Annotated in this window: 21 protein-coding genes, 1 tRNA gene and 1 pseudogene; 8 read left to right on the top strand and 15 right to left on the bottom strand. The window is 68.9% G+C overall.

Annotated features, from left to right (window positions below; translation table 11 throughout):
- Positions 1–9: 9 nt before the first annotated feature.
- Both PWF70_RS09160 and PWF70_RS09155 read right to left on the bottom strand, forming a co-directional pair.
- Positions 10–1,547 (bottom strand): annotated as a pseudogene (locus PWF70_RS09160) (DUF7782 domain-containing protein).
- Between the two features lie 50 nt (positions 1,548–1,597).
- Positions 1,598–2,314: an HNH endonuclease family protein gene (locus PWF70_RS09155; protein ID WP_035750841.1), complete on the bottom strand. Its 717-nt coding sequence runs from the start codon at positions 2,312–2,314 to the stop codon at positions 1,598–1,600.
- 343 nt (positions 2,315–2,657) lie between these two features.
- Between PWF70_RS09155 and PWF70_RS09150 the strand changes: the two genes are divergently transcribed.
- The gene (locus PWF70_RS09150; RefSeq protein WP_127963305.1) at positions 2,658–3,245 is read left to right on the top strand and encodes a hypothetical protein; all 588 of its coding nucleotides are present in this window, start codon (positions 2,658–2,660) and stop codon (positions 3,243–3,245) included.
- Positions 3,246–3,288: 43 nt separating this feature from the next.
- Here PWF70_RS09150 and PWF70_RS09145 read toward each other — a convergent pair.
- A tRNA-Leu gene (locus PWF70_RS09145) sits at positions 3,289–3,370 on the bottom strand.
- A 97-nt stretch (positions 3,371–3,467) separates the two neighbouring features.
- Here PWF70_RS09145 and PWF70_RS09140 point away from each other — a divergent pair.
- Both PWF70_RS09140 and PWF70_RS09135 read left to right on the top strand, forming a co-directional pair.
- The gene (locus tag PWF70_RS09140; protein WP_035750838.1) at positions 3,468–3,896 is read left to right on the top strand and encodes a glucitol operon activator; all 429 of its coding nucleotides are present in this window, start codon (positions 3,468–3,470) and stop codon (positions 3,894–3,896) included.
- Complete coding sequence (locus PWF70_RS09135; protein ID WP_006357331.1) at positions 3,893–4,243, top strand: DUF3817 domain-containing protein; 351 nt, start codon at positions 3,893–3,895, stop codon at positions 4,241–4,243. Before PWF70_RS09140 ends, PWF70_RS09135 begins: the two co-directional genes overlap by 4 nt.
- Here the strand turns inward: PWF70_RS09135 and rdgB are convergent.
- From rdgB to clpS, 11 genes are all read right to left on the bottom strand, one after another.
- Positions 4,233–4,853 carry an RdgB/HAM1 family non-canonical purine NTP pyrophosphatase gene (gene rdgB / locus PWF70_RS09130; protein ID WP_006357330.1) on the bottom strand — a complete coding sequence of 207 codons (621 nt, stop codon included), beginning with the start codon at positions 4,851–4,853 and terminating at the stop codon, positions 4,233–4,235. The genes PWF70_RS09135 and rdgB overlap by 11 nt on opposite strands.
- Positions 4,853–5,608: a ribonuclease PH gene (gene rph / locus PWF70_RS09125; protein ID WP_006357329.1), complete on the bottom strand. Its 756-nt coding sequence runs from the start codon at positions 5,606–5,608 to the stop codon at positions 4,853–4,855. Before rph ends, rdgB begins: the two co-directional genes overlap by 1 nt.
- A gap of 57 nt (positions 5,609–5,665) precedes the next feature.
- A complete protein-coding gene (locus PWF70_RS09120; RefSeq protein ID WP_035750833.1) occupies positions 5,666–6,430 on the bottom strand; it encodes a cyclic nucleotide-degrading phosphodiesterase in 765 nt (254 codons plus the stop codon).
- Positions 6,431–6,510: 80 nt separating this feature from the next.
- Positions 6,511–7,323: a glutamate racemase gene (gene murI / locus PWF70_RS09115; protein ID WP_035750830.1), complete on the bottom strand. Its 813-nt coding sequence runs from the start codon at positions 7,321–7,323 to the stop codon at positions 6,511–6,513.
- 14 nt (positions 7,324–7,337) lie between these two features.
- On the bottom strand, positions 7,338–7,970 hold the full coding sequence (locus PWF70_RS09110; RefSeq protein ID WP_006359574.1) for a rhomboid family intramembrane serine protease: 633 nt from the start codon (positions 7,968–7,970) through the stop codon (positions 7,338–7,340).
- Positions 7,971–8,025: 55 nt separating this feature from the next.
- Positions 8,026–8,997, bottom strand: coding sequence for a PLP-dependent cysteine synthase family protein (locus PWF70_RS09105; protein WP_035750825.1), 972 nt, complete (start codon positions 8,995–8,997; stop codon positions 8,026–8,028).
- 2 nt (positions 8,998–8,999) lie between these two features.
- Complete coding sequence (locus tag PWF70_RS09100) at positions 9,000–9,290, bottom strand: MoaD/ThiS family protein (RefSeq protein ID WP_035750822.1); 291 nt, start codon at positions 9,288–9,290, stop codon at positions 9,000–9,002.
- A gap of 2 nt (positions 9,291–9,292) precedes the next feature.
- Positions 9,293–9,700 carry a M67 family metallopeptidase gene (locus PWF70_RS09095; RefSeq protein WP_035750819.1) on the bottom strand — a complete coding sequence of 136 codons (408 nt, stop codon included), beginning with the start codon at positions 9,698–9,700 and terminating at the stop codon, positions 9,293–9,295.
- A 157-nt stretch (positions 9,701–9,857) separates the two neighbouring features.
- Positions 9,858–10,967, bottom strand: a complete 1,110-nt coding sequence (locus PWF70_RS09090; protein WP_286352926.1) for a P1 family peptidase — start codon at positions 10,965–10,967, stop codon at positions 9,858–9,860.
- A gap of 87 nt (positions 10,968–11,054) precedes the next feature.
- Positions 11,055–11,630, bottom strand: coding sequence for an oxidative stress transcriptional regulator AosR (gene aosR, locus PWF70_RS09085; RefSeq protein ID WP_006359579.1), 576 nt, complete (start codon positions 11,628–11,630; stop codon positions 11,055–11,057).
- Between the two features lie 62 nt (positions 11,631–11,692).
- Positions 11,693–12,016 carry an ATP-dependent Clp protease adapter ClpS gene (clpS, locus tag PWF70_RS09080; RefSeq protein WP_006359580.1) on the bottom strand — a complete coding sequence of 108 codons (324 nt, stop codon included), beginning with the start codon at positions 12,014–12,016 and terminating at the stop codon, positions 11,693–11,695.
- 21 nt (positions 12,017–12,037) lie between these two features.
- On the opposite strand from clpS, the gene PWF70_RS09075 reads away from it, so the two are divergent.
- The 5 genes from PWF70_RS09075 (at position 12,038) to glgB (ending at position 20,568) form a co-directional block, all read left to right on the top strand.
- Positions 12,038–13,345 carry a nicotinate phosphoribosyltransferase gene (locus PWF70_RS09075; RefSeq protein ID WP_035750816.1) on the top strand — a complete coding sequence of 436 codons (1,308 nt, stop codon included), beginning with the start codon at positions 12,038–12,040 and terminating at the stop codon, positions 13,343–13,345.
- A gap of 34 nt (positions 13,346–13,379) precedes the next feature.
- A complete protein-coding gene (locus PWF70_RS09070; RefSeq protein ID WP_006359582.1) occupies positions 13,380–13,991 on the top strand; it encodes an isochorismatase family protein in 612 nt (203 codons plus the stop codon).
- A gap of 89 nt (positions 13,992–14,080) precedes the next feature.
- A complete protein-coding gene (locus PWF70_RS09065; RefSeq protein ID WP_006359583.1) occupies positions 14,081–16,192 on the top strand; it encodes an ATP-dependent DNA helicase in 2,112 nt (703 codons plus the stop codon).
- 151 nt (positions 16,193–16,343) lie between these two features.
- The gene (locus PWF70_RS09060) at positions 16,344–18,344 is read left to right on the top strand and encodes a maltotransferase domain-containing protein (RefSeq protein ID WP_035750812.1); all 2,001 of its coding nucleotides are present in this window, start codon (positions 16,344–16,346) and stop codon (positions 18,342–18,344) included.
- 1 nt (position 18,345) lies between these two features.
- Complete coding sequence (gene glgB / locus PWF70_RS09055) at positions 18,346–20,568, top strand: 1,4-alpha-glucan branching protein GlgB (RefSeq protein WP_035750809.1); 2,223 nt, start codon at positions 18,346–18,348, stop codon at positions 20,566–20,568.
- A 68-nt stretch (positions 20,569–20,636) separates the two neighbouring features.
- Here the strand turns inward: glgB and PWF70_RS09050 are convergent, their stop codons facing one another.
- Positions 20,637–21,590, bottom strand: coding sequence for a tetratricopeptide repeat protein (locus tag PWF70_RS09050; protein ID WP_081724776.1), 954 nt, complete (start codon positions 21,588–21,590; stop codon positions 20,637–20,639).
- Between the last annotated feature and the right edge of the window lie 5 nt (positions 21,591–21,595).

The following is a 21,595-nucleotide window of genomic DNA, read 5'->3' as shown; positions in this document are numbered from 1 at the left end:
CGCCGGTCCTCAGTCCGCCTCGTAGAGGATTCCGCGTCCGATGGCCTCCCGGACCACCGGCAGTGCGGCGGTGGCCAACGCCTCGGCGTCGACGCCGTGAAAGTCGGCGAGCAACTCGATCAAGGTCTGCAGGGGAACCTGTCCGCGACATCCGGCGAGTAATGCGCGGGACACCTCGTCGACGCCGAGGACCGCGCCCGGACCTCCGGGGCGGCGCACGGCGGCACCGACCTGTTGCCAGCCGTCCTCGCCGGGTAGCGAATGTTCTTCGAGCATCACCGGCGCGACCGAGAGCCGCTTGTCCAGCAGCTCCGCGTCGGAGGTCTCGCGTAGGTACCGGCGGCGGGCCAGGAAGGCCTGCGCCTCGGGACCGGTGACCTCTTCGCCCGCTCCGGTGATCTCTTCGATGACGACGTCGGGCTCCCGGTCCTCCCCCGCCTCCGGCGCGCGAACGGTGATGGAGCCCATGCCGATCGCGACGATGTCGTTGTCGTCGAACCACTCCAGCCACTGCTCCCCGCGCCGGGCAGCGGCAGCCTCGTCCTCGCCGGCATCGGAGAGCCACAGCGACACATAGCTGATCGGATCAGCCGCCTCCCGCTGGACGACCCAGGCGTCGAGACCCGTCCCGTCCAGCCAGCCGCCCACCCGGTCACGCCAGTCCGCACCGTCGGTGATGATCCAGTTGGCCAGGATCTGGGCGGTGCCGCCCGGGTTCAGGTGAGCAGGCAACTCGCGGATGAGCTGCTCGCACAGCGCATCTCCGACGACACCCGAGTCACGATAGATGTAGTCCTGGCTGCCGGTCCCGACGACGAACGGCGGGTTGGACACGATGAGGTCGAAGCGCTCCCCCGTCACGGGCTCGAACATGCTGCCCGCCCGCAGATCCCACGACATCCCGTTCAGGCGCGCGGTCGCCCGGGCCAGCGCCAGTGCCCGCTCGTTGGTGTCGGTGGCGACGATCTCGTCGCAGTGCGAGTTCAGGTGCAGCGCCTGGATGCCCACCCCGTGCCGATGTCGAGGGCGCGTCGTGCTGGTTCACGAATGATCGCGCGTGCGAGAGACATCGAGGCCCCACCGATTCCGAGTACGTGGTCGCGGGCGACGGGACCCGATCGCATGGCGGCGTCCTGGTCGGCGACGACGAGGAAGTCGTGGGTTTCGTCGGCGTGCGGACGGATGTCGAGGCTCGCGCGGATCGCTCCCTCGTCGATCCGGGTGAGTACTCCCTGGGCGACGAGTGCGTCGACGCCGGCTGTCGGAAACGCCTGCGCGACGAGGTTTTCGGGTTCGTCCGACCCGAGCAGGAAGAGCCTGATGAGGGTGGCGAGTCGCGACTCGCCCTCGTCGCCGTCGCGCTGTTCCTCCGCAGTCGCGGCCGACGCGGGCCACCACACGCCGCGCAGCAGGGCGGCGTGGACCTCGTCACCGAGGAGTTCGGTGACACCGTCGGTCGTATAGGCCGCGGCGCGGAGGTCGGCGCCCAGGGCGTCGACGACGGAATCGTCGGTCAGCGGATGAAGGGTGGAATGTGGCGCCGTCACGCACCTGAGGCTACTCACCGTGACTGGCCGGGATCGCTCCGTCCCTCGCGTCAGCAGTCGGACAGCACTCGGGACATCGCGTCCCGTTCCGCCGCAGTGACCCAGAGACCGTAGGCCTTCTTGACCTCGATCTGACGGCTGACGTAGGTGCATCGATACGCCTTGTTCGGAGGCAGCCAGGTGGCCGCATCGCCGGCGCCCTTGCGCTGGTTCACCGTTCCGTCGACCGCCTGCAGATTCCGCGGGTCGTTGGCGAACTCGAGACGGCGACGCGCATCCCACTGCGCCGCGCCCTTCTGCCAGGCGTCCGACAGCGCGACGACGTGGTCGATCTGAACGAGCGCCGACGTGTCCTGGCCGCGGGTGAACGGCAGGGTCGTGCCGGAGTAGGCGTCGACGAGGGTCCCCGACAGCACGCGACACCCGTCGGCGTGCAGGGTGACGTCGACGAGGTCACGGCGCAGGATGTCCTCCCGGGTCCGACACCCGTTGCGGCCGAACTGCACATCGACGGCGTCGTCCCAGGCCGAGCCGAACTCCGAGCGCGAGTATCCCGTCTTCGGCGCCCGACCCTTCACCGCCAGCGAGTCCAGATCGGCGTGGGCCCGGTTCACCGGCGCCGGCGTCGACGACGGCGTCGAGAACGGAAGCGACGGAACCGAAGCCGCACCCGGGGCGGGCGCTGTCTCCGGAGCCGATTCCGATTGGAGCAGACCGAGTGCACCGAGCACGGCAAGCAGAACGACCACTCCGATTCCCGGCAGCACCGCCCGACGTCTCACCCCGGCATCGTTGCACGCGTCCCCGACACCGAGCCGACGTGCCCGGTGACTGGCGAACCTCGCTTCGACCTGCAGACGTCGGCCGAAGTCTGCAGGTCGAAGCGAGGTTCGCCGGTGGTGGCTCGCGGGTCGTCGGCGTTTCCGGAGCCGAGGCGCCGACACCTAACGATTTCGGAACGACAATCCCGGGGTGGCAACGATTCGGTCCCATTCGGGATGACAACCCTCCGGTTCAGTATGATCACCCCTACGACCGGGTCAAACGTGCCACTTGGGTGCGTCCGGCCGCCCGGAGATCACACTCCCTGACCGGAAGGACGGCAACGCCATGAGCGCACCGGAGAGCAGCGCCGATCGCGAGATCGACGCGGTGGACACGGAGAACGACGCCGTAGATGCCGATCTGCAGGCCGCCGACGAGGACGCGACGGTCGAGGTCGACGCCCTGGAGGACGAGGACGCCGCCGTCGAGATCTCCCCCGACGAGGTCGTCGCCACAGAGGACTCCGCCGAGGAGCCCGCTGTAGAAGACTCCGCCGAGGATGTCGCTGCCGAAGACGTTGCGGTCGAGGAAACCGCCGCCGTCGACGATGCGGCCCCGGTCGAAGAAGCCCCGCTTGACGAGGAAACTCTCGACAAGCCCATAGAGGCCGACACCCACGGAGAACTCGCCGACGCCGCGGACCTCGAAGGTCTGCACGTGTCGTCGCGGGTTCGTGTCACTCTCGAGGACGGCACCACGCGTGAGGGGGAGATCGTCGACGACTTCGCCGACCTCGCTCCCGGCGACCAGACCGTCGAGGCACGGATTGACGAGGATCACATCGCCCGCTTGCGGCGCTGGGCGATCTCGACCGACGATCACGACATCGTCTTCGCCGACGACGATGCCGTCGAGCTCCTGAGCGTTTCGTAGAACAAGTTGTGCGCCACTTGCGCACAATTTCCACGAGATCCGGTGCGCGAGGGGGGACTTGAACCCCCACGTCCGTAGACACTGGAACCTAAATCCAGCGCGTCTGCCAATTCCGCCACTCGCGCTCGGTGCGTTCCCGACGTGGAACCGGGCTCCGCACTGTAACCGCGACCACCCTACCGGCCGCGTTTTGATCATCGCAGGCCAGGTACCTTGAAAGGTATGTCCTCGTCCCCCCGTCGCACACATCGGCCGGCGCTCGTGGTGCTGACCGTGGTCGCCGCGGTGGCGTGCCTGGTCCTCGCCTGGTGGCAGTGGTCGCGCTTCGAGTCGGCCTCCGGCAGCGGCCAGAACCTCGGCTACGCGCTGCAGTGGCCGGCCTTCGCGGTCGCGGTCATCTACGCCTACCGACGCTTCGTCGTCCTCGAGAGCGACCCGGAGGAGGCACGCAAGGCCGCCGCGGACGCCCGCGCCGCGGCCGAGATCCCCGAGGGCATCCTCCCCGAGCGCCCGACGACGCCGAGCGCGGCGTCGTTGATCAACGATCACGACCCGGTCAAGGACGCGGCGCTCATCGAATACAACCGCTACCTGGCCGAGCTCAGATCGGCAGACACCCCCGACGCCCCGTCATCGAAAGGCCCGCAGTGACCGAGACCGCATCCACCGCTTCTGCTCCCACCGCACCGGTGGAGAAGGTCCGCGGGGCCCTGTTGAGGTACCGCGTCCTGGCCTGGATCACCGGTATCTGGCTGCTACTGCTCGTCGCCGAGCTGATCCTGGCGTACGGATTCGACAACAAGGCGCTCGACTTCGTGCCGATCGTCCACGGCTGGGTCTACTTCGTCTACCTGATCATGGCGGTCGACCTGGCGATCAAGGTGCGCTGGCCCGCGGGCAAGACGATCATCACCGCGATCGCCGGCACCATTCCGTTCCTGTCCTTCTGGTTCGAGCACAAGCGCACCCAGGAAGTGAAGGCGCAGTTCAACCTCTAGCGGCGAGCTCCCGCAGCGCCGGCACCAGTTGCGCCAGCGCCTTGCCGCGGTGGCTCAGCGAATCCTTCTCCTCCGGCGTGAGTTCGGCCGACGACCGGCCGGCCGCGAGCTCGTCGTCGGGCGCGAACAGCGGGTCGTAGCCGAAGCCGTTCGGTCCGCGCTCGGCGCGCAGCACCCGTCCGCGCCACTCCCCGCGCACGACCGTCTCGGTCCCGTCCGGCAGCACCAACGCGCACGCCGACACGAATGCCGCGCCGCGTCGTTCGTCGGGGGTGTCCGACAGCTGCGCCAGCAACAGCGTGTTGTTGGCCGGATCGTCGCCGTGAGCACCCGACCAGCGCGCCGACAGCACCCCGGGCATCCCGTTCAGTGCGTCCACCGAGATCCCGGAATCATCCGCGAGACAGGGCAATCCGGTGGCGCGTGCACCCGAGCGCGCCTTGATCAGCGCGTTCTCCTCGAAGGTCGCGCCGTCCTCGGGCTCCTCCGGGTACTCGGGCACGGCGTCGAGGCCGAGGATCTCCAGGCCGGTGATCCCGGCGGCGTCGACGACACGCTGCAGCTCGGCGAGCTTCTTGCGATTGCGGCTCGCGAGCAGGACCTTCGACATCAGGCGTTGCCCGGCAGCTGACCCGGGTACGGCTCGGCGAGCACGGCGCGCTGCGCCTCGAACAGCTTCTGGGTACCGATCGCAGCGACGTCGAGGAGCGCGTCGAGGGTCGACCGTGCGAAGGTCGCGCCCTCGCCGGTGCCCTGCACCTCGACGAGGGTGCCGGCGTCGGTGGCGACGACGTTCATGTCGACCTCGGCCCGCGAGTCCTCTTCGTACGGCAGGTCGAGACGCACCCGGCCGTCGACGACGCCCACGCTCACCGCGGCGATCGCGCACGAAAGCGGTTGCGGGTCGGCCAGTTTGCCGGCGGCACGCAGGTAGGTCACCGCGTCGGCGAGCGCCACGTAGGCGCCGGTGATCGCGGCGGTGCGGGTGCCGCCGTCGGCCTGCAGGACGTCGCAGTCGAGCGCGATGGTGTTCTCCCCCAGGGCGGCGAGGTCGATGCAGGCGCGCAGCGACCGGCCGACGAGCCGGCTGATCTCGTGGGTTCGGCCACCGATCTTGCCCTTGACCGATTCGCGCTTGTTCCGCTCGTGCGTCGCGGCAGGGAGCATCGAGTACTCGGCGGTGAGCCAGCCCAGGCCCGAACCACGACGCCACGGCGGGACGCCCTCGGTGACACTCGCGGTGCACATCACGCGGGTCTGTCCGAACTCCACCAGCACCGATCCCGCGGGATGGCTGGTGAAGCCACGGGTGAAGGAGATGGGACGCAGTTCGTCGTCGGCTCGGCCGTCAGCTCGTGTGGTCACGGCTCCAACTGTAACGACCGTGGTCGGACGGCATGTGACCCGCTCGACCCCGGCCCGCTAGGCGAGATCGATGACCTGTCCCTGACGTACGAGATCGACCGGCCCCGAGAACGTGCTGCGTGCCTCGGCGAGGATCTCCGCCGAATCGGTCCACGGCGCGACGTGGGTGATCGCGAGCGCACGCACGTTGGCCTTGGTCGCGGCCTCCCCCGCCTCGATACCGGACATGTGCAGGTCCGGCGGACGTTCCGACGGGGCGTGGGTCCACGACGCCTCGCACAGGAACAGGTCCGCGTCGGCGGCGAGATCGATGAGTTCGTCGCAGGGGGCGGTGTCGCCGCTGTAGGCGATGACCTGCCCTTGCGGGCCGGTGATGCGCAGCCCGTACGTCTGCGGTGGATGGTTGACCTTCACCGACTTGATCCGCATGCCGCCGAGGGTGACCTCGACCCCGTCCCGCCATTCGTGGACGTCGAAGGTGTCGGAGATGTCGTCGACCTGGCCCGGGAATTCAGACGACCCGTGGCCGATCCGCAGCGCCGTTCCCGGGGGTCCGTAGAGCGGGGCGCGTTCCGTCGCCGACGAGGGCGCATACCGGCGCCACACCAACATCGCGGGCAGATCCAGGCAGTGATCGGCATGGAGATGACTGAGAACCACCGAGACCCCGCAGGGATCGGTGACCCGTTGCAGTTCTCCGAAGACACCCGGTCCGCAATCCACCAGCACCGGCTGTTCGCCGGGGACAGAGAGCAGGTAGCCGGAGCATGCCGCCCCCGGTCCGCCCACACTGCCCGAACATCCGAGGACCGTGAGACGCATAAGCCCTACTGTGCCATGCCCGCGCGAGTCGCTGCCGGGTTACCGGGTCACAAGTGGGCCGCGAAGATTGCCCGAGTCGGCTAAAGGTGCTGCACAGCACCGACGACGGGCCCGAGGAACCGTCTCGAGAGCTTGGCGAACATCTCCGGGTCGCCGGTCGCCTGGAAGACGCGCGACGCCTCCCGACCGGTGTGCGGGTGCAGCAGGTCCTTCTCGGTGAGGACGCGATAGAGGTCCTTGGCCGTCTCCTCCGCGCTGGACACGAGCGTCACCTCGTCGCCCATCGCGAGCTGCAGGACGCCGGTCAGCAACGGGTAGTGCGTGCAGCCGAGCACGACTGTGTCGACGCCGGCCTGCTGCAGTGGTTCGAGGTACCCCTGTGCCAGACCGAGGATCTGGCGGCCGCTGGTGATCCCGCGTTCGACGAAGTCGACGAAGCGCGGGCACGGTACTGCGGTGATCACCGCGTCGCGGGCCGCGGCGAACGAATCCTCGTATGCGCGTGAGGAGATGGTGGCCTCGGTGCCGAGCACGCCGATCCGGCCGTTCTTGGTGGCGACCACCGCTCGACGCACCGCGGGGAGAACGACCTCGACCACCGGGATCGGCGCGTAGCGTTCCCGGGCGTCACGCAGGCAGGCTGCGGACGCGGTGTTGCAGGCGATGACGATCGCCTTGACGCCGCGCTCGGCCAGGTCGTCGCCGATCGCCAGCGCGTGCTTGCGGATCTCGGGGATCGTCAGTGGACCGTACGGGCCGTTCGCGGTGTCGCCGATGTAGACGATGTCCTCGTCGGGCAGCAGGTCCATGATGGCGCGCGCCACGGTCAGTCCGCCGACGCCGGAGTCGAAGATCCCGATGGGTGCCTCGGGATCGGAGGTCCAGACGGGCATGTTGGGTTGCGCGGCTATGACGCCACCCCCGGGGTCGCGGTGCGCTGCTTGCGTTTGCGGTCGCCCGAGGCGAGGAACCAGGCGGCCAGCACGCCGGCGATCGCGCCGAACAGATGCGCCTGCCAGGAGACGACGGGATTGCTCGGCAGCACGCCCCAGAGGATCGAACCGTAGATCAGGAAGAGCACGACGCCGCCGAGGATCTGCCACAGGTCGCGGTTGAACAGACCACGCACGATGAGAAAGGTGAGCCAGCCGAAGATGATGCCCGACGCGCCGACCGTGATCGAGTAGGGCGCGGCGAACAACCACACCCCTACCCCGGAGATCACCCAGATGATGCCGGTGACGATGAGGAACCGCTGCGTCATCAGCACCAGGAAGCAGAGCACCGCCCCGGGCATGAGGTTGGCGAACAGGTGTTCCCAGTCGGCGTGCAGCATCGGCGCCCAGAGGATGCCGTCGAGTCCGTCGACCTGGCGGGGTTCGATGCCGTTCTGGTCGAGGTCATATCGGGTGGCCGCGTCGATCAGCTCGACGACGAACAGCGCCGCGATGATGCACACGGTGGTGATCAGCGAACGCAGCCAGAGCGGGCGCGAGCGCCGCGGCTGTTCCTGCCCGACCGGTGGGGTGTACGACGTCATGGCCAGTTTCTCTTCGGGTCTCGACTCATCTCAGGTGACGTTCCGGCACTGCCGGTCACGCCCAGAGCTGACCTTCGAGTGCCTGCTCCGCGTCGTCCAGGCTACCTTCGTAGACCCCGGTCGAGAGATACTTCCACCCCGCGTCGGGAACCACGAAGCCGATGTCGGCACGGATGCCGTCCTTCATCGCCCGGCGCCCGATGCCGCGTGCGGCCTGCAGGATCGCGCCGGTGGAGATGCCCGCGAAGATGCCTTCGAGGTCGATCAGCTCGCGCACGCGGGCGACCGCGTCGACGCCGGTCACCGAGAACCGGCGGGTGAGCACCGAGTCGTCGTAGAGCTCCGGGATGAAGCCCTCGTCGATGTTGCGCAGGCCGTACACCTCGTCGCCGTAGCGGGGTTCGGCCGCGACGATCTCGATCTCGGGATTGCGTTCGCGCAGAAAACGTCCGACGCCCATGAGCGTCCCAGTGGTGCCCAGGCCCGCGACGAAGTGGGTGATCTCCGGCAGGTCGGCGTAGAGCTCCGGGCCGGTGCCCTCGTAGTGGGCGGCGACATTGGCGGCGTTGCCGTACTGGTAGAGCATCACCCAGTCGGGGTTCTCCGACGCCAGCTTCTTGGCCACGGCCACCGCGGTGTTCGACCCGCCCGCGGCCGGCGAGGAGATCACCTTCGCGCCGAACATCCGCAGCAGCGACCGGCGCTCCTCGGAGGTGTTCTCGGGCATCACGCAGATCAGTTGGTAGCCCTTGAGTTTCGCGGCCATCGCCAGCGAGATCCCGGTGTTGCCGCTGGTGGGTTCGAGGATCGTCGAACCCTCGTGCAGGAGCCCGTCGCGTTCGGCCTGCTCGATCATGCGCAGCGCCGGACGGTCCTTGATGGAGCCCGTCGGGTTGCGGTCCTCGAGCTTGGCCCAGAGCCGAACGTGCGGTCCGTCGGCCGAGTCGTCCCAACGCGGGGAGAGCCTCTGCAGCCCGATCAGCGGGGTGTGGCCGACCGAGTCGATGAGTGAGTCGTAGCGCGCCACGCTCAGCAGCCGCCGGCGACCGCGGGCAGGATGGTCACCTCGTCACCGTCGTCGATGGAGGTGTCGAGACCGCCGGAGAACCGGACGTCCTCGTCGTTGACGTAGACGTTGACGAACCGGTGCAGCTTTGCGGTGCCCTTCTCATCGGGTCCGACCAGGCGCTCCTTGAGTCCGGGGTTGCCCGACTCCAGGTCGTCGATCAGCGCGGCGAGCGTCGCACCGGAACCCTCGACGCGCTTGGCGCCGCCGGTGTGGGTCCGCAGGATCGTCGGGATGGACACGGTGACGGGCATACTCAGCTCCTGATCTCGATCTCTTCTTCGGTGACCGTGCCGTCGACGATGCGATAGCTACGGATCTCGGCGGTCTCCGGGTCCCGGGTGGACACCAGCACATAGTGGGCGCCGGGCTCACCGGCGTAGGAGATGTCGGTGCGGCTCGGGTAGGCCTCGGTCGCGGTGTGCGAGTGGTAGATCACCACCGGCTCCTCGTCGCGACGATCCATGTCGCGCCACACGGACAGCTGCTCGGCGGAGTCGAATCGGTAGAACGTGGGCGACCGTTCGGCGTTGACCATCGGGATGAACCGCTGCGGGTCGTCGGAACCCTCCGGCCCGGCGATCACGCCGCACGCCTCGTCCGGATGATCGGCGCGGGCGTGCGCGACCATCGCGTCGACGAGTTCCTGATCGATCTCGAGCATCGGTGTCCCGTTCTCCTTCGCAGACGCGGGGCCCGTTACGGGCACGTCGGTTCGGCGACCGGTCGTCGCACTTGTCTGATGGGAACGCCGGCCCGTGAACGCCTATTCCGAAACCGGTTATGACCGGCGTCACCGGCGGGTGACCGGTACGAGCAGGTCAGGCGAAAGCCGACGGTGCGGCGTCGGCGTACGTGGGGATCGAGGCCACCGACTCGGCGGCCAGCACGGCGTCGACGATCGCCCGCTGGACGACGTCGGCCGCACATCGGGAGACCTCGGCGATGATCGCCGCGTCCGCGTGCATGCCGGGCGGCGAGGCGGTCGCCGGATCGGTCGACTCCGGCCGGACCGCCCCGGTGGAGACAGCGAAGATGGTGTCGCCGTCGAGCGGCGAGTGGGCCGGGCGGATGGCGCGACCCAGGCCGTCGTGACCGGCCATGGCGATCCGGCGGGTCATCGCCGCATCGAGTGCGGCATCGGTGGCGACGACCCCGATCGTGGTGTTCAGAACGGTGTGTTTCTCCGCGAGTTCGGCCAGGTGCGCGATGTCGGCGGCCTCGGGACGCGTCAGGCCCAGTTCGGCGAGCTCGCTCTCGCCGAGGTCCCACGGCAGCCCGGTGGTCGGGTCGATGACGGCGCCGACCGGGTTGGCGACCATCAGCGCACCGACCGTGACACCGGCCGCCGGACCCGTCTCGATCGTCACCGAGGCGGTGCCCACGCCGCCTTTCAGCGCACCGGCCCGGGCACCGGCTCCCGCTCCCACACTGCCGACCGCGAAGTCGGTCCCGGCCACGCGGACCGCCTCGGCACCGAAGTCGGCGTCGGGCCGGTGATCCCACGCGCCGACCGGCAGATCGAAGATCACCGCCGCCGGCACGATGGGCACCACGTGCCCCCTGGTGTCCAGGGGCAGGCCGACCCCCTCGGCCTCGAGCGCGCGCATCGCACCGTCGGCCGTCGCGAGGCCGTAGGCGCTGCCGCCGCTGAGCACGATGGCATGCGCGGTCTGCACGGTGTTCGACGGATCGAGGAGATCGGTCTCCCGGGTGCCCGGGCCTCCGCCGCGCACGTCGACCGCCGCGATCGCGCCCGGCCCCGAGATCCGGACCACCGTCGTACCGGTGGCCCAGCCGTGGCCGTCGGGCGTCTCAGCGGTGCCGGAGACCTCGGCGTCGGCGTCGACGCGGTGACTGTGCCCGAAAGTGATCCCGACGACGTCGGTGATGCGGTCACCCGGGCGGGCGGGTCGTCCGATGGTCGTCACGTGCACCTCTGCTCTCGTCGATCCCCGACCGGAACTCCGAACTCGGACAAAACTCCCGAAAGGAGCTGCGTCAACGAGGATCGTAGGTCACATCACCGCTTCCACGAGCAGATCCTGCATCACGGTCAGCCAGTGATAGACGTCGAGATGCGCGGCGTGCGGATGGTCGGGCGGCAGCCGATCCGGGGTGTCCTCCGAGATGCCGAGCATCGCCCCGAGCGCGAGACGGACGTCGTTGAGGGCGGTCAGCCATGCGGTCGCCTCGTCGACGGTGAGCGCGAGGTCGCCGCCCCCGTCCGGCAGGGTGTCGAGAAGTGTGTGGGCCGCAGCGAGTTTGGCGTTGATGATCTTCGGCTCGTTGACGCTGCGCAGCGCGGAGTTGAGTCGGCCGTTGACCACCTCCGCGGAAAGTTCCTCGTCCTGATCCGGCCGATGGAAATCCGGCAGCAGGCGGCCGAGGGTGGCGTCGTCCGGCGCGTCGGAGTGACCGATGCGGATGCCGGTGACCTCCGACAGCGCGTCGCTCGGCGCGGTGTCGGCGCGTTCGGCGAGGAGCTCACACATCGAGGAGACCAGCGACGCGAGCAACTCGGCCTCGTGCGAGTCGAGCTGGGAGGTGATCCGGATCGACTCGCCGCGGCCCTTGCGTTTCCAGGTGCGCACGCCTCAGTGTCTCCCCACCGTCGACGACGGTCCGGTCCCCGGCGGCAGCATCTCTGTCCCGGTCATGAATCGCGCTGCATGGTGGCCCACAGGCCGGCCGCGTGCAGTTTGCGCACGTCTGCCTCGACCTTGTCCCGATCGCCGCTGGAGACCACGGCCTTGCCCTCGGTGTGCACCTGCATCATGAGCTGATTGGCATGCGACTCCGAGTAGCCGAAGATCTTCTGGAAGACGAAGGTCACGTACCGCATCAGATTGACGGGGTCGTCCCACACGACGGTCATCCAGGGTTTGTCGAGATCCGCCGCGCCGTCGGCCACCGCGGGTTCGGCAACCGCGGTACCGCCGGGGGTAGCCTCGTGCGCACGAGTTTCGTCAGGCGCCATGAGGACAAGGGTAACGCGATAGTGAGCATCGACAACACTGCGCTGCTGACCGACCAGTACGAACTGACCATGGTCGCAGCGGCTCTCCGGCACCCGGTCGCGCACCGGCCGTGCGTGTTCGAGGTGTTCGCCCGCCGACTCCCCGACGGTCGTCGGTACGGCGTCGTCGCGGGTACCGGACGTGTCCTCGCCGAGCTCGCGGGGTTCCGTTTCGGCGACGAGGAGATCGCCGTCGTGGAGCAGTTCCTCGACGCCGAGACCGTCGCATGGCTGCGCGACTATCGCTTCGCCGGGGACATCGACGGCTACCGCGAGGGCGAGCTCTACTTCCCCGGTTCCCCGATCCTCACGGTTCGGGCACCGTTCGCCGAGGCGGTTCTCCTCGAGACGTTGATCCTGTCGATCCTCAACCACGACAGCGCCATCGCCTCGGCCGCCGCCCGGATGGTCAGCGCGGCCGGTTCCCGCCCGATCATCGAGATGGGCTCCCGACGCACCCACGAGCGGGCCGCCGTCGCGTGTGCCCGCGCCGCCTACCTCGCCGGTGTCGCCGCGACGTCGAACCTCGAGGCGAATCGTCGTTTCGGCGTGCCCAGCGCGGGCACCGCCGCCCATGCCTTCACCCTCGGTTTCACCGGACCCGACGGCCCCGACGAGAAGGCGGCCTTCGCCGCGCAGATCGAGGCCCTCGGAGTCGGCACCACACTGCTCGTCGACACCTACGACATCACCCAGGGCGTCCGCAACGCGATCGAGGTCGCCGGCCCCGCACTCGGTGCGGTGCGCATCGACTCGGGGGATCTCGGTGTGCTCGCGCGTCAGGTGCGCACTCAGCTCGACGACCTCGGGGCGACGAACACCAAGATCGTGGTGTCCGGCGACCTCGACGAGTACGCGATCGCCTCGCTGCGCGCCGAGCCGGTGGACACCTACGGTGTCGGGACCTCGCTGGTCACCGGGAGCGGCGCACCGACCGCGGGTATGGTCTACAAGCTCGTCGAGGTGGACGGTCTGCCCGTCGCCAAGCGGTCGAGCCACAAGGAATCGCGCGGCGGCGCGAAGGCGGCCGTGCGGGCCGCGCGGGGCAGTGGGACGATCGTGGAGGAGATCGTCTACCGAGCCGACGGGCCGCGCCCTGATGCCGACGGTGGTCTCCACCTCCGGGATCTGCAGATCCCGCTGGTCCGCGGCGGGGAGCCGGTGGCATCCCTGCCATCGCTGACCGACGCGCGCGCCCACCTCGCGGCGGGGCTGGTGAGCCTGCCGTGGGAGGGCCTCGGCCTCTCTCACGGAGACCCAGCGGTGCCGACCCGCTACCAGCTCGGCTGACGAGCACACCCTTCGATCCGCCAGGGAGTACCTGATGAGCAGCGAACGCAACGACGGCACCAAGCCGGCCGACGCGTTGGTCGTCGTCGACGTCCAGAACGATTTCTGCGAGGGCGGCTCCCTCGCGGTCAACGGCGGTGCCGCGGTCGCCCGTGCGATCACCAAGATCCTCGGCGAGTACCGGACCGTCGTCGCGACACGCGATCACCACATCGATCCCGGCGCTCACTTCTCCGACGACCCCGACTACGTCGACACCTGGCCGCCGCATTGCGTGGTCGGCACCGACGGCGTCGCGTTCCATCCCGAATTCGATTACGCCGCAGCGCAAGAGGTCTTCTCCAAGGGCGAGTACGACGCCGCGTACTCGGGTTTCGAGGGCATCGCCGACGACGGGACCACGCTCGAGCAGTGGCTGCGCGATCACAAGATCTCGTCGATCGACATCGCGGGCCTGACCACCGATCACTGTGTCCTCGCCACCGCGCTCGACGCGGTGAAGGCGGGCTTCACGACCCGGGTGCTGCTCAACTTCACCGCGGGCGTCGGCGCGGAGACCACGTCCGACGCATTGTCGAGCATGCGTGAGGCCGGGGTCGAACTCGTGGGCGATCTGCTCTACGACGGCTCCTACGGCACGGGTTAGTCCCCGAGGGAACCGCAGAGCCCGCTGATCCGTCTGAAACTCACACACCCCATCTCGCACCATCTCGAACGAGGACCCCGGAACACCACATGCCGAACACTCCCCCGGTGACCGAACTGCTCGACACCGCGGTCTCCGCGCTCGGCGGTCGTCGACGTGACGGTCAGGTCGCCATGGCGTCCGCCGTCGCACACGCGATCGACACCGGCGAACATCTCGCCGTGCAGGCCGGCACCGGCACCGGAAAATCGCTGGCGTACCTCGTACCGGCGATCCGCCACGCGGTGGAGACCGGCCGGACCGTCGTGGTGTCGACGGCGACGATCGCACTGCAGCGGCAGCTGATCGAGCGCGATCTCCCCCGTCTCGCCGGCGCCCTCGCCAAGCCGATCGGCCGCAAGCCGACCTTCGCGATTCTCAAGGGTCGCGGTAACTATCTGTGCCTCAACAAGATCCATTCGGGTACCGCCGACGAGCCGGACACCGAGTTGTTCGATCCGTTCGAGCTGTCCCGCACCGGACGCGATGTCACCCGGTTGCGGGAGTGGAGCAGCGACACCGAGACCGGCGACCGCGACGACCTCGTTCCCGGTGTCGCCGACCGCGCCTGGCGACAGGTCAGCGTGTCCGCGCGCGAATGCCTCGGCGCCGCCAACTGTTCCTACGGCGAGGACTGTTTCGCCGAGCAGGCCCGCCGCCGGTCCGGCAAGGTCGACGTGGTGGTCACCAACCACGCGCTGCTGGCGATCAACGCGACGAGTCCCGCCAACGTGCTCCCCGAGCACGACGTCGTGATCATCGACGAGGCCCACGAGCTCGTCGATCGGATGACCTCGGTGGCCACCGACGAACTGTCCGCGTCGTCGATCGCGCTCGTCTCCCGGCGCGTCGGCAAGCTCGTCGACGAGGAGACCGCCGACGCGCTCCTCGGCGCCGGGGAGCAACTCGGCGAGCTGCTGGAAACCGCCCCGAAGACGCAGTGGAACCAGCTGCCTCCCGACGCGACCTCCGTGCTGGTGATGTTGCGTGACCGGTTGTGGCAGACCCGTACCGCGATCGGCCCGGTGCGCGCTCCCGGCGCAGGCGACGACGGCGCGGCCGCTGCCCGGTCGGCGGCCCTCACCTCGCTCGACGACATGCACGACACGGTCGTGCGCGTCCTCGGCGCCTTCGACGAACCCGACGAGTCCAAACGCCGGGACGTGGTGTGGGTCGGCCTCGACACCTCCCGGCGCGGTGCCGAACCCCGACCGGTGCTGCACATCGCACCGCTGTCGGTCGGGGGCCTGCTGCGGGCGTCGCTGTTCGCCAATTCGACGGTGATCCTCACCTCCGCGACCCTGACGATCGGTGGTTCGTTCGACGCCTTGGCCGCGACGTGGGGTCTGCCCGCGTCCGGACGCGGCACCGATCGTCCGGCCGCCGACGAACCGGGAACCGATGAACCAGGTCCCGACCCGGCGGCCTCGCGCAACATCACGGCCAGCGGCAAAGCGGTGCCCTCGGATTCGGGTTCGGCACGGTGGACGGGCTTGGACGCCGGCTCTCCGTTCGACTATCCGAAGTCGGCGATCCTCTACGTCGCTCGGCACCTTCCCCGGCCCGATCGGTCGGGTATAGCGCCGCGGACGATGGACGAGATCGCGAACCTCGTCGACGCCGCCGGCGGGCGCACCCTGGGACTCTTCTCGTCGATGCGCGCCGCGCGCGAGGCGGCCGAGGCCATCCGCGAACGGTGTGATCATCCGGTGTTGTGCCAGGGCGACGACACCACCTCGACGCTGGTCAAACGCTTTGCCGAAGACCCCGAGACGTGCCTGTTCGGCACGCTGTCGCTCTGGCAGGGCGTCGACGTACCCGGGCCTTCGCTGAGTCTGGTGCTCATCGACCGCATCCCGTTCCCCCGCCCCGACGACCCGCTGCTCACCGCGCGGCAACGCGCGGTCGACGCGCGGGGCGGCAACGGCTTCCTGTCCGTGGCCGCCAACCACGCGGCGCTGCTGCTCGCGCAGGGCGCCGGCCGATTGCTGCGTTCGGTCGACGACCGCGGCGTCGTCGCGGTGCTGGACTCCCGGCTGGCCACAGCCGGTTACGGGGGCTATCTGCTCGCCTCGCTGCCGCCGATGTGGCGGACCACCGACCCCGCGGTCGTCCGCTCTGCGCTCAGCCGGCTCACCGCGGCACCCCGTCCGGTGGGCTGATCGGCCCGCGAGGAGACACCCGACACGAGGACCGCGTACGACAAGACAATCGCGTACGCGGGGCACTAGGTTGGGTAGCGGTGATACCAACGCAGGCGAGACCGACAACGCACCCTGGCCAGTCGCGGGAGCTGACGAGAGGAGGCTTCGAGTGATCGGGCGCATGGGTATCGATGACATCGCACCCCTCGTCTCCGCAGGGCAGCAGCCCGCGAAAGCCGTTGTGGGAGAGTTTTTCCCGATCAGCACCACCGCATGGCGCGAAGGTCACGACGCGATCGGCGTCACCTTGCACATCGAGGCACCGCGACGCGGGGTCCTCGACATCCGCATGACGCCGGCGCCCGAACCGGACACGTTCAACGCGGCGTTCGTCCCCGACACGGTCGGGTTCTGGTCGTACCGCATCGAGGCCTGGAGCGACCCGTACACCACCTGGCGATCGGCGGTCATCAAGAAACTCGACGCCGGTCAGGGCGCCGCCGACCTGGCCAACGACCTCGAGACCGGCGCCCGAATCCTCGAGCGCGCCGCCGAGGGCATCGTCGACGAGAACCGTGAACTCCTGCTCGACGCGGTTCGTCTGCTCCGCGCCCGACGCCGCCGTGTCGAGAACCGGGTGAGTCTGGCGATCTCCGAGGAGGTCGTCGAACTGCTCCACGACAACCCGGTCCGCGAACTCGTCACCAAGAGCCGCACCTACCGCGTGTGGGTCGACCGCACCCGCGCCCTCTTCGGGTCCTGGTACGAGTTCTTTCCCCGGTCCACCGGCGGCTGGGACGGCGAGGGCAACCCGGTGCACGGCACCTTCCTCACCGCAGCCGAGGATCTGCCCCGCGTCGCCGGGATGGGATTCGACGTCGTCTACCTCCCGCCGATCCACCCCATCGGCGAGGTCAACCGCAAGGGACGCAACAACACGCTCGTCGCCGGGCCCGACGACGTCGGCTCGCCGTGGGCCATCGGGTCGAAGGACGGCGGCCACGACGCGATCCACCCGCAGCTGGGTTCCGAGGAGGACTTCGAGTACTTCGTCGGACGGGCGCGGGAGCTGGGTCTCGAAGTCGCCCTCGACCTCGCACTGCAGTGCGCACCCGACCATCCCTGGGCGACCGAACACCCCGACTGGTTCATCATCCAGCCCGACGGCACGATCGCCTACGCGGAGAACCCGCCGAAGAAGTACCAGGACATCTACCCGCTCAACTTCGACGACGACCGCAACGGCATCTACCGAGCCGTGCTGAAGGTGGTCCTGCACTGGGTCGGTCTGGGCGTCGACATCTTTCGCGTCGACAACCCGCACACCAAGCCCCCGAATTTCTGGGAGTGGCTGATCAGCGAGGTCAAGAAACGGAACCCGGACGTGCTGTTCCTGTCCGAGTCCTTCACCCGACCGGCACGTCTCTACGGTCTCGCCCGCCTCGGGTTCACCCAGTCCTACACGTACTTCACCTGGAAAACGGAGAAGTGGGAGCTCGAGCAGTTCGGTCGCGAGCTGGCCGAGCACGCCGACGAGGCGCGCCCCAACCTGTTCGTGAACACCCCGGACATCCTCCACGAGAGCCTGCAGCACGGCGGCCCGGGCATGTTCGCGTTGCGCGCCGCCCTGGCCGCGACCCTCGCCCCGACCTGGGGCGTCTACAGCGGTTACGAACTCTACGAACACGTGGCGGTCGCCGAGGGCAGCGAGGAGTACCTGGACTCCGAGAAGTACGAACTGCGCCCGCGCGACTACAAGGCGGCGACGAGCCGCGGCGAGTCTCTGGAACCGTGGATCACCTCGCTCAACGAGATCCGCCGCCGGCATCCCGCCCTGCAGCAGTTGCGGAACATCCACTTCCACCACGTCGACAACCCGTCGCTCATCGCGTACTCGAAGATCGATCCGGTGACCGGCGACCGTGTCGTGGTGGTCATCAACCTCAACCCGTACGCCGCTGAGGAATCGACCGTGTGGCTCGATCTCCCCGCACTCGGATTCGAGTGGTACGACCACTTCTCGGTCCGCGACGAGGTGTCCGGGGAGGAGTACTGGTGGGGGCAGGACAACTACGTCCGGCTCGAGCCGTGGCGCGCGGTCGCCCACATTCTGGCCCTGCCGCCACTCGACCCCGCTGCCGCAGCGCGACTCGCCTATCGAATCCAGTGAGGTGCCCGTGACCGATCTCGAGTCCCTCCCCGACCCGAAGGCGTCCGATCACGATCTGCGTCGGCTCGACGCGCTGACCCACCCCGAACCGCACGCGTTTCTCGGGGCGCACGACGCTCCGGGAAGTTCCACGATCCTGCGCACCCTGCGACCCGACGCGCTGTCGGTGTCCGCGGTCATCGGCGGCGTCGATCACCCGATGACCCGCCAGACCGACGACCTGTGGGTCGTCACCGTGCCGATCGCCGACCTGATGGACTACCGCTACCGGATCGTCTATCCCGACGGCTCGGGCGGCACCGCCGAGTTCGTCGTCGCCGACGGTTATCGCTTCCTGCCGAGCCTCGGCGACGTCGACATCCACCTGTTCAGCGAAGGCCGGCACGAGACGCTGTGGGAGGCACTCGGAGCCCGCGTCGTCTCGTACACGACGGCCGACGGCGAGGTCGCCGGCACCGCGTTCTCGGTCTGGGCGCCCAACGCGCACGGAGTGGCCGTCATCGGGGACTTCGACCACTGGACCGGCCGCGTGGCTCCCATGCGCAAGGTCGGGGTCAGCGGTGTCTGGGAGGTGTTCGTCCCCGACGTCGGCGACGGCGCGCACTACAAGTTCCGGGTGCACGGCGCCGACGGCGTGATCCGCGACAAGGCAGACCCGATGGCCTACCGGACCACACCCCCGCCGTCGACCGCGTCGGTCGTCACACAGTCGCGGTACGTCTGGTCCGACGACGCCTGGATCGCGCGACGGGAGGCCTCCTCGCCCGAGCGCGAGCCGATGAGCATCTACGAGGTCCACCTGGCGTCGTGGCGTCAGGGTCTGGGCTACCGCGAACTCGCCCACCAGCTCGCCGACTATGTCGTCGAGAAGGGCTTCACACACGTCGAGTTCCTGCCGGTGGCCGAACACCCCTTCGGCGGTTCCTGGGGCTACCAGGTGACGTCGTACTACGCGCCGACGGCCCGCTTCGGCACCCCCGACGACTTCCGGTACCTCGTCGACCATCTGCATTCGCGTGGCATCGCGGTGATCGTCGACTGGGTCCCCGCCCACTTCCCGAAGGACGAGTGGGCCCTGGCCCGCTTCGACGGCACGCCACTCTACGAGCACGCCGACCCGATGCGCGGCGAGCAACTCGACTGGGGCACCTACGTCTTCGACTTCGGACGCCACGAGGTCCGCAACTTCCTGGTCGCCAACGCGCTGTTCTGGTTCAGCGAGTTCCACATCGACGGGCTGCGCGTCGACGCCGTCGCGTCGATGCTGTACCTCGACTACTCACGTCCCGACGGACAGTGGCGACCCAACATCCACGGCGGCCGCGAGAACCTCGAGGCGGTGCAGTTCCTGCAGGAGACCAACGCCACGGTCCACAAGCACTTCCCCGGCGTCATCACCGTCGCCGAGGAGTCCACCGCCTGGCCGGGCGTCACCCGGATGACCGATCTCGGCGGTCTCGGTTTCAGCTTCAAATGGAACATGGGCTGGATGCACGACAGCCTCGACTACCTGTCTCGTGATCAGATCCACCGCAGCTTCCACCACCACGAGATCACCTTCTCGCTGATGTACGCGTGGAGCGAGAACTTCGTGTTGCCGCTCTCGCACGACGAGGTCGTCCACGGCAAGGGCACGCTCTGGACACGGATGCCCGGTGACTCCTTCACCAAGGCCGCCGGTGCGCGCGTCTACCTCGCGTACATGTGGTCGCATCCCGGCAAGCAGTTGCTGTTCATGGGCCAGGAGTTCGGCCAGACAGGCGAGTGGGCCGACAATCGCAGCCTCGACTGGCATCAGCTCGAGGGCTGGGAGGGTGAACTGCATTCCGGGATCTCGGCGCTGGTCACCGACCTGAACCGGATCTACCGGGCTTCCCCTGCCCTCCACACCCAGGACATCACGCCGCTCGGCTACGAGTGGATCGACGCCAACGACACCGCGAACAACGTGATCAGCTTCCTGCGGTTCGGGGAGGACGGATCGGTCGTCGCGTGCGTCTTCAACTTCTCCGGCTCGGATCGCGTCGACTACCAGGTCGGCCTGCCGCAGGGCGGGGTGTGGGAGGAGATCCTCAACACCGACGCCGACGCCTACAGCGGTGCCGGCCGCGGCAACCTGGGCGCGGTGACCGCCGACGGGCCGTCGTATCACGGGCGCCCCACCTCGGCGCGGGTCATGCTGCCGGCGAACTCCGCCATCTGGCTGGCTCCCCGCAGCCCGTAACCCCCCTCGATGCGCAAACCCAGCACCTCGGAGGTGCTGGGTTTGCCGAAAAGTGGAGAATCTGCGGATCAGTAGAGCGCGCTGGCCAGCTTCCGTCGAGCGGACACAACGAACGGTTCGGCCGGATCGAACAGCTCGAACAGCTCGAGCAGCCGGGTCCGGGCGCGGGTGCGTTCCTCGCCGTTGGTCACGCGGACCACGTCGATGATCCGATCGAAGGCCGCCTCGGGCTGCTGCGACAGCAGCAGGACGTCCGCGGCCGCGAGCTGGGCGTCGATGTCGCGCGGTGACGCGGTCTCGACGATGTTCGGGTCGTGCGCCTGCGCGCGCAGGATGAACTCGAGGTTCCGCGCCGCCGACACCGCCTCGACGTTCTCGGGTTCGGCTTCCGCAACGGCGCGGTACGCGGCCAGCGCTCCATCGAAGTCGCCGTCGTTGAGCTTCTCCTCGGCGGCGAGCATGCGCGGATCGGTCTGCTCCGTCTCGGGCGCCGCACCGGCAGGGGCGTCCGGCAGCGCGTCGCCGACCTGCGCGAAGATCTCATCGATCCACGCGGTGATCTCGGCCTCGGACCGGACGCCGTTGAACGCGGTGACGGGCTGTCCCTGCACGATCGCGACGACCATCGGGATCGACTGCACGCGGAAGGCCTGCGAGATACGGGGATTCGCGTCGACGTCGACCTTGGCGAGCACCCAGCGGCCACCGGACTCGGCGGCGAGACGCTCGAGGACCGGCGAGAGCTGCTTGCACGGCCCGCACCACTCGGCCCAGAGGTCGACGACGACGAGCTGCTGCATCGACCGGTTGAGGACCTCGGCCTCGAACGTCTCCTCGGTGACATCGATGACGCTCGCACCGGCCGGAGCCGGGGGCGGGGGCGGGGGCGGCGCGCCGGGCCCGGAAGCCTCGTCGGGTTGCGCCTGGGCGCGCTGGGTGGCCTGGGCCCGCTGCGCATGGGCGCGTTGGGCTTCGGCCCGCTCCTTGATCCCGCCGAGATCGACGGCACCGGTCATGGCCATGGCGG

Origin of the sequence: Gordonia sp. Swx-4, assembly GCF_030316175.1 — a bacterium.
Lineage (GTDB): Bacteria > Actinomycetota > Actinomycetes > Mycobacteriales > Mycobacteriaceae > Gordonia > Gordonia alkanivorans.
Note: the sequence above shows the minus strand (reverse complement) of the source record. Positions and strands in the feature narration are given on the sequence as shown.

Coding starts and splice junctions, on each gene's coding strand:
- PWF70_RS09150 (WP_127963305.1), top strand. CDS start 2,658: ATGAGCGCACCGGAGAGCAGCGCCGATCGCGAGATCGACGCGGTGGAC.
- PWF70_RS09140 (WP_035750838.1), top strand. CDS start 3,468: ATGTCCTCGTCCCCCCGTCGCACACATCGGCCGGCGCTCGTGGTGCTG.
- rdgB (WP_006357330.1), bottom strand. CDS start 4,853: ATGTCGAAGGTCCTGCTCGCGAGCCGCAATCGCAAGAAGCTCGCCGAG.
- PWF70_RS09120 (WP_035750833.1), bottom strand. CDS start 6,430: ATGCGTCTCACGGTCCTCGGATGTTCGGGCAGTGTGGGCGGACCGGGG.
- murI (WP_035750830.1), bottom strand. CDS start 7,323: ATGCCCGTCTGGACCTCCGATCCCGAGGCACCCATCGGGATCTTCGAC.
- PWF70_RS09110 (WP_006359574.1), bottom strand. CDS start 7,970: ATGACGTCGTACACCCCACCGGTCGGGCAGGAACAGCCGCGGCGCTCG.
- PWF70_RS09100 (WP_035750822.1), bottom strand. CDS start 9,290: ATGCCCGTCACCGTGTCCATCCCGACGATCCTGCGGACCCACACCGGC.
- PWF70_RS09095 (WP_035750819.1), bottom strand. CDS start 9,700: ATGCTCGAGATCGATCAGGAACTCGTCGACGCGATGGTCGCGCACGCC.
- clpS (WP_006359580.1), bottom strand. CDS start 12,016: ATGGCGCCTGACGAAACTCGTGCGCACGAGGCTACCCCCGGCGGTACC.
- PWF70_RS09070 (WP_006359582.1), top strand. CDS start 13,380: ATGAGCAGCGAACGCAACGACGGCACCAAGCCGGCCGACGCGTTGGTC.
- PWF70_RS09065 (WP_006359583.1), top strand. CDS start 14,081: ATGCCGAACACTCCCCCGGTGACCGAACTGCTCGACACCGCGGTCTCC.
- PWF70_RS09050 (WP_081724776.1), bottom strand. CDS start 21,590: ATGGCCATGACCGGTGCCGTCGATCTCGGCGGGATCAAGGAGCGGGCC.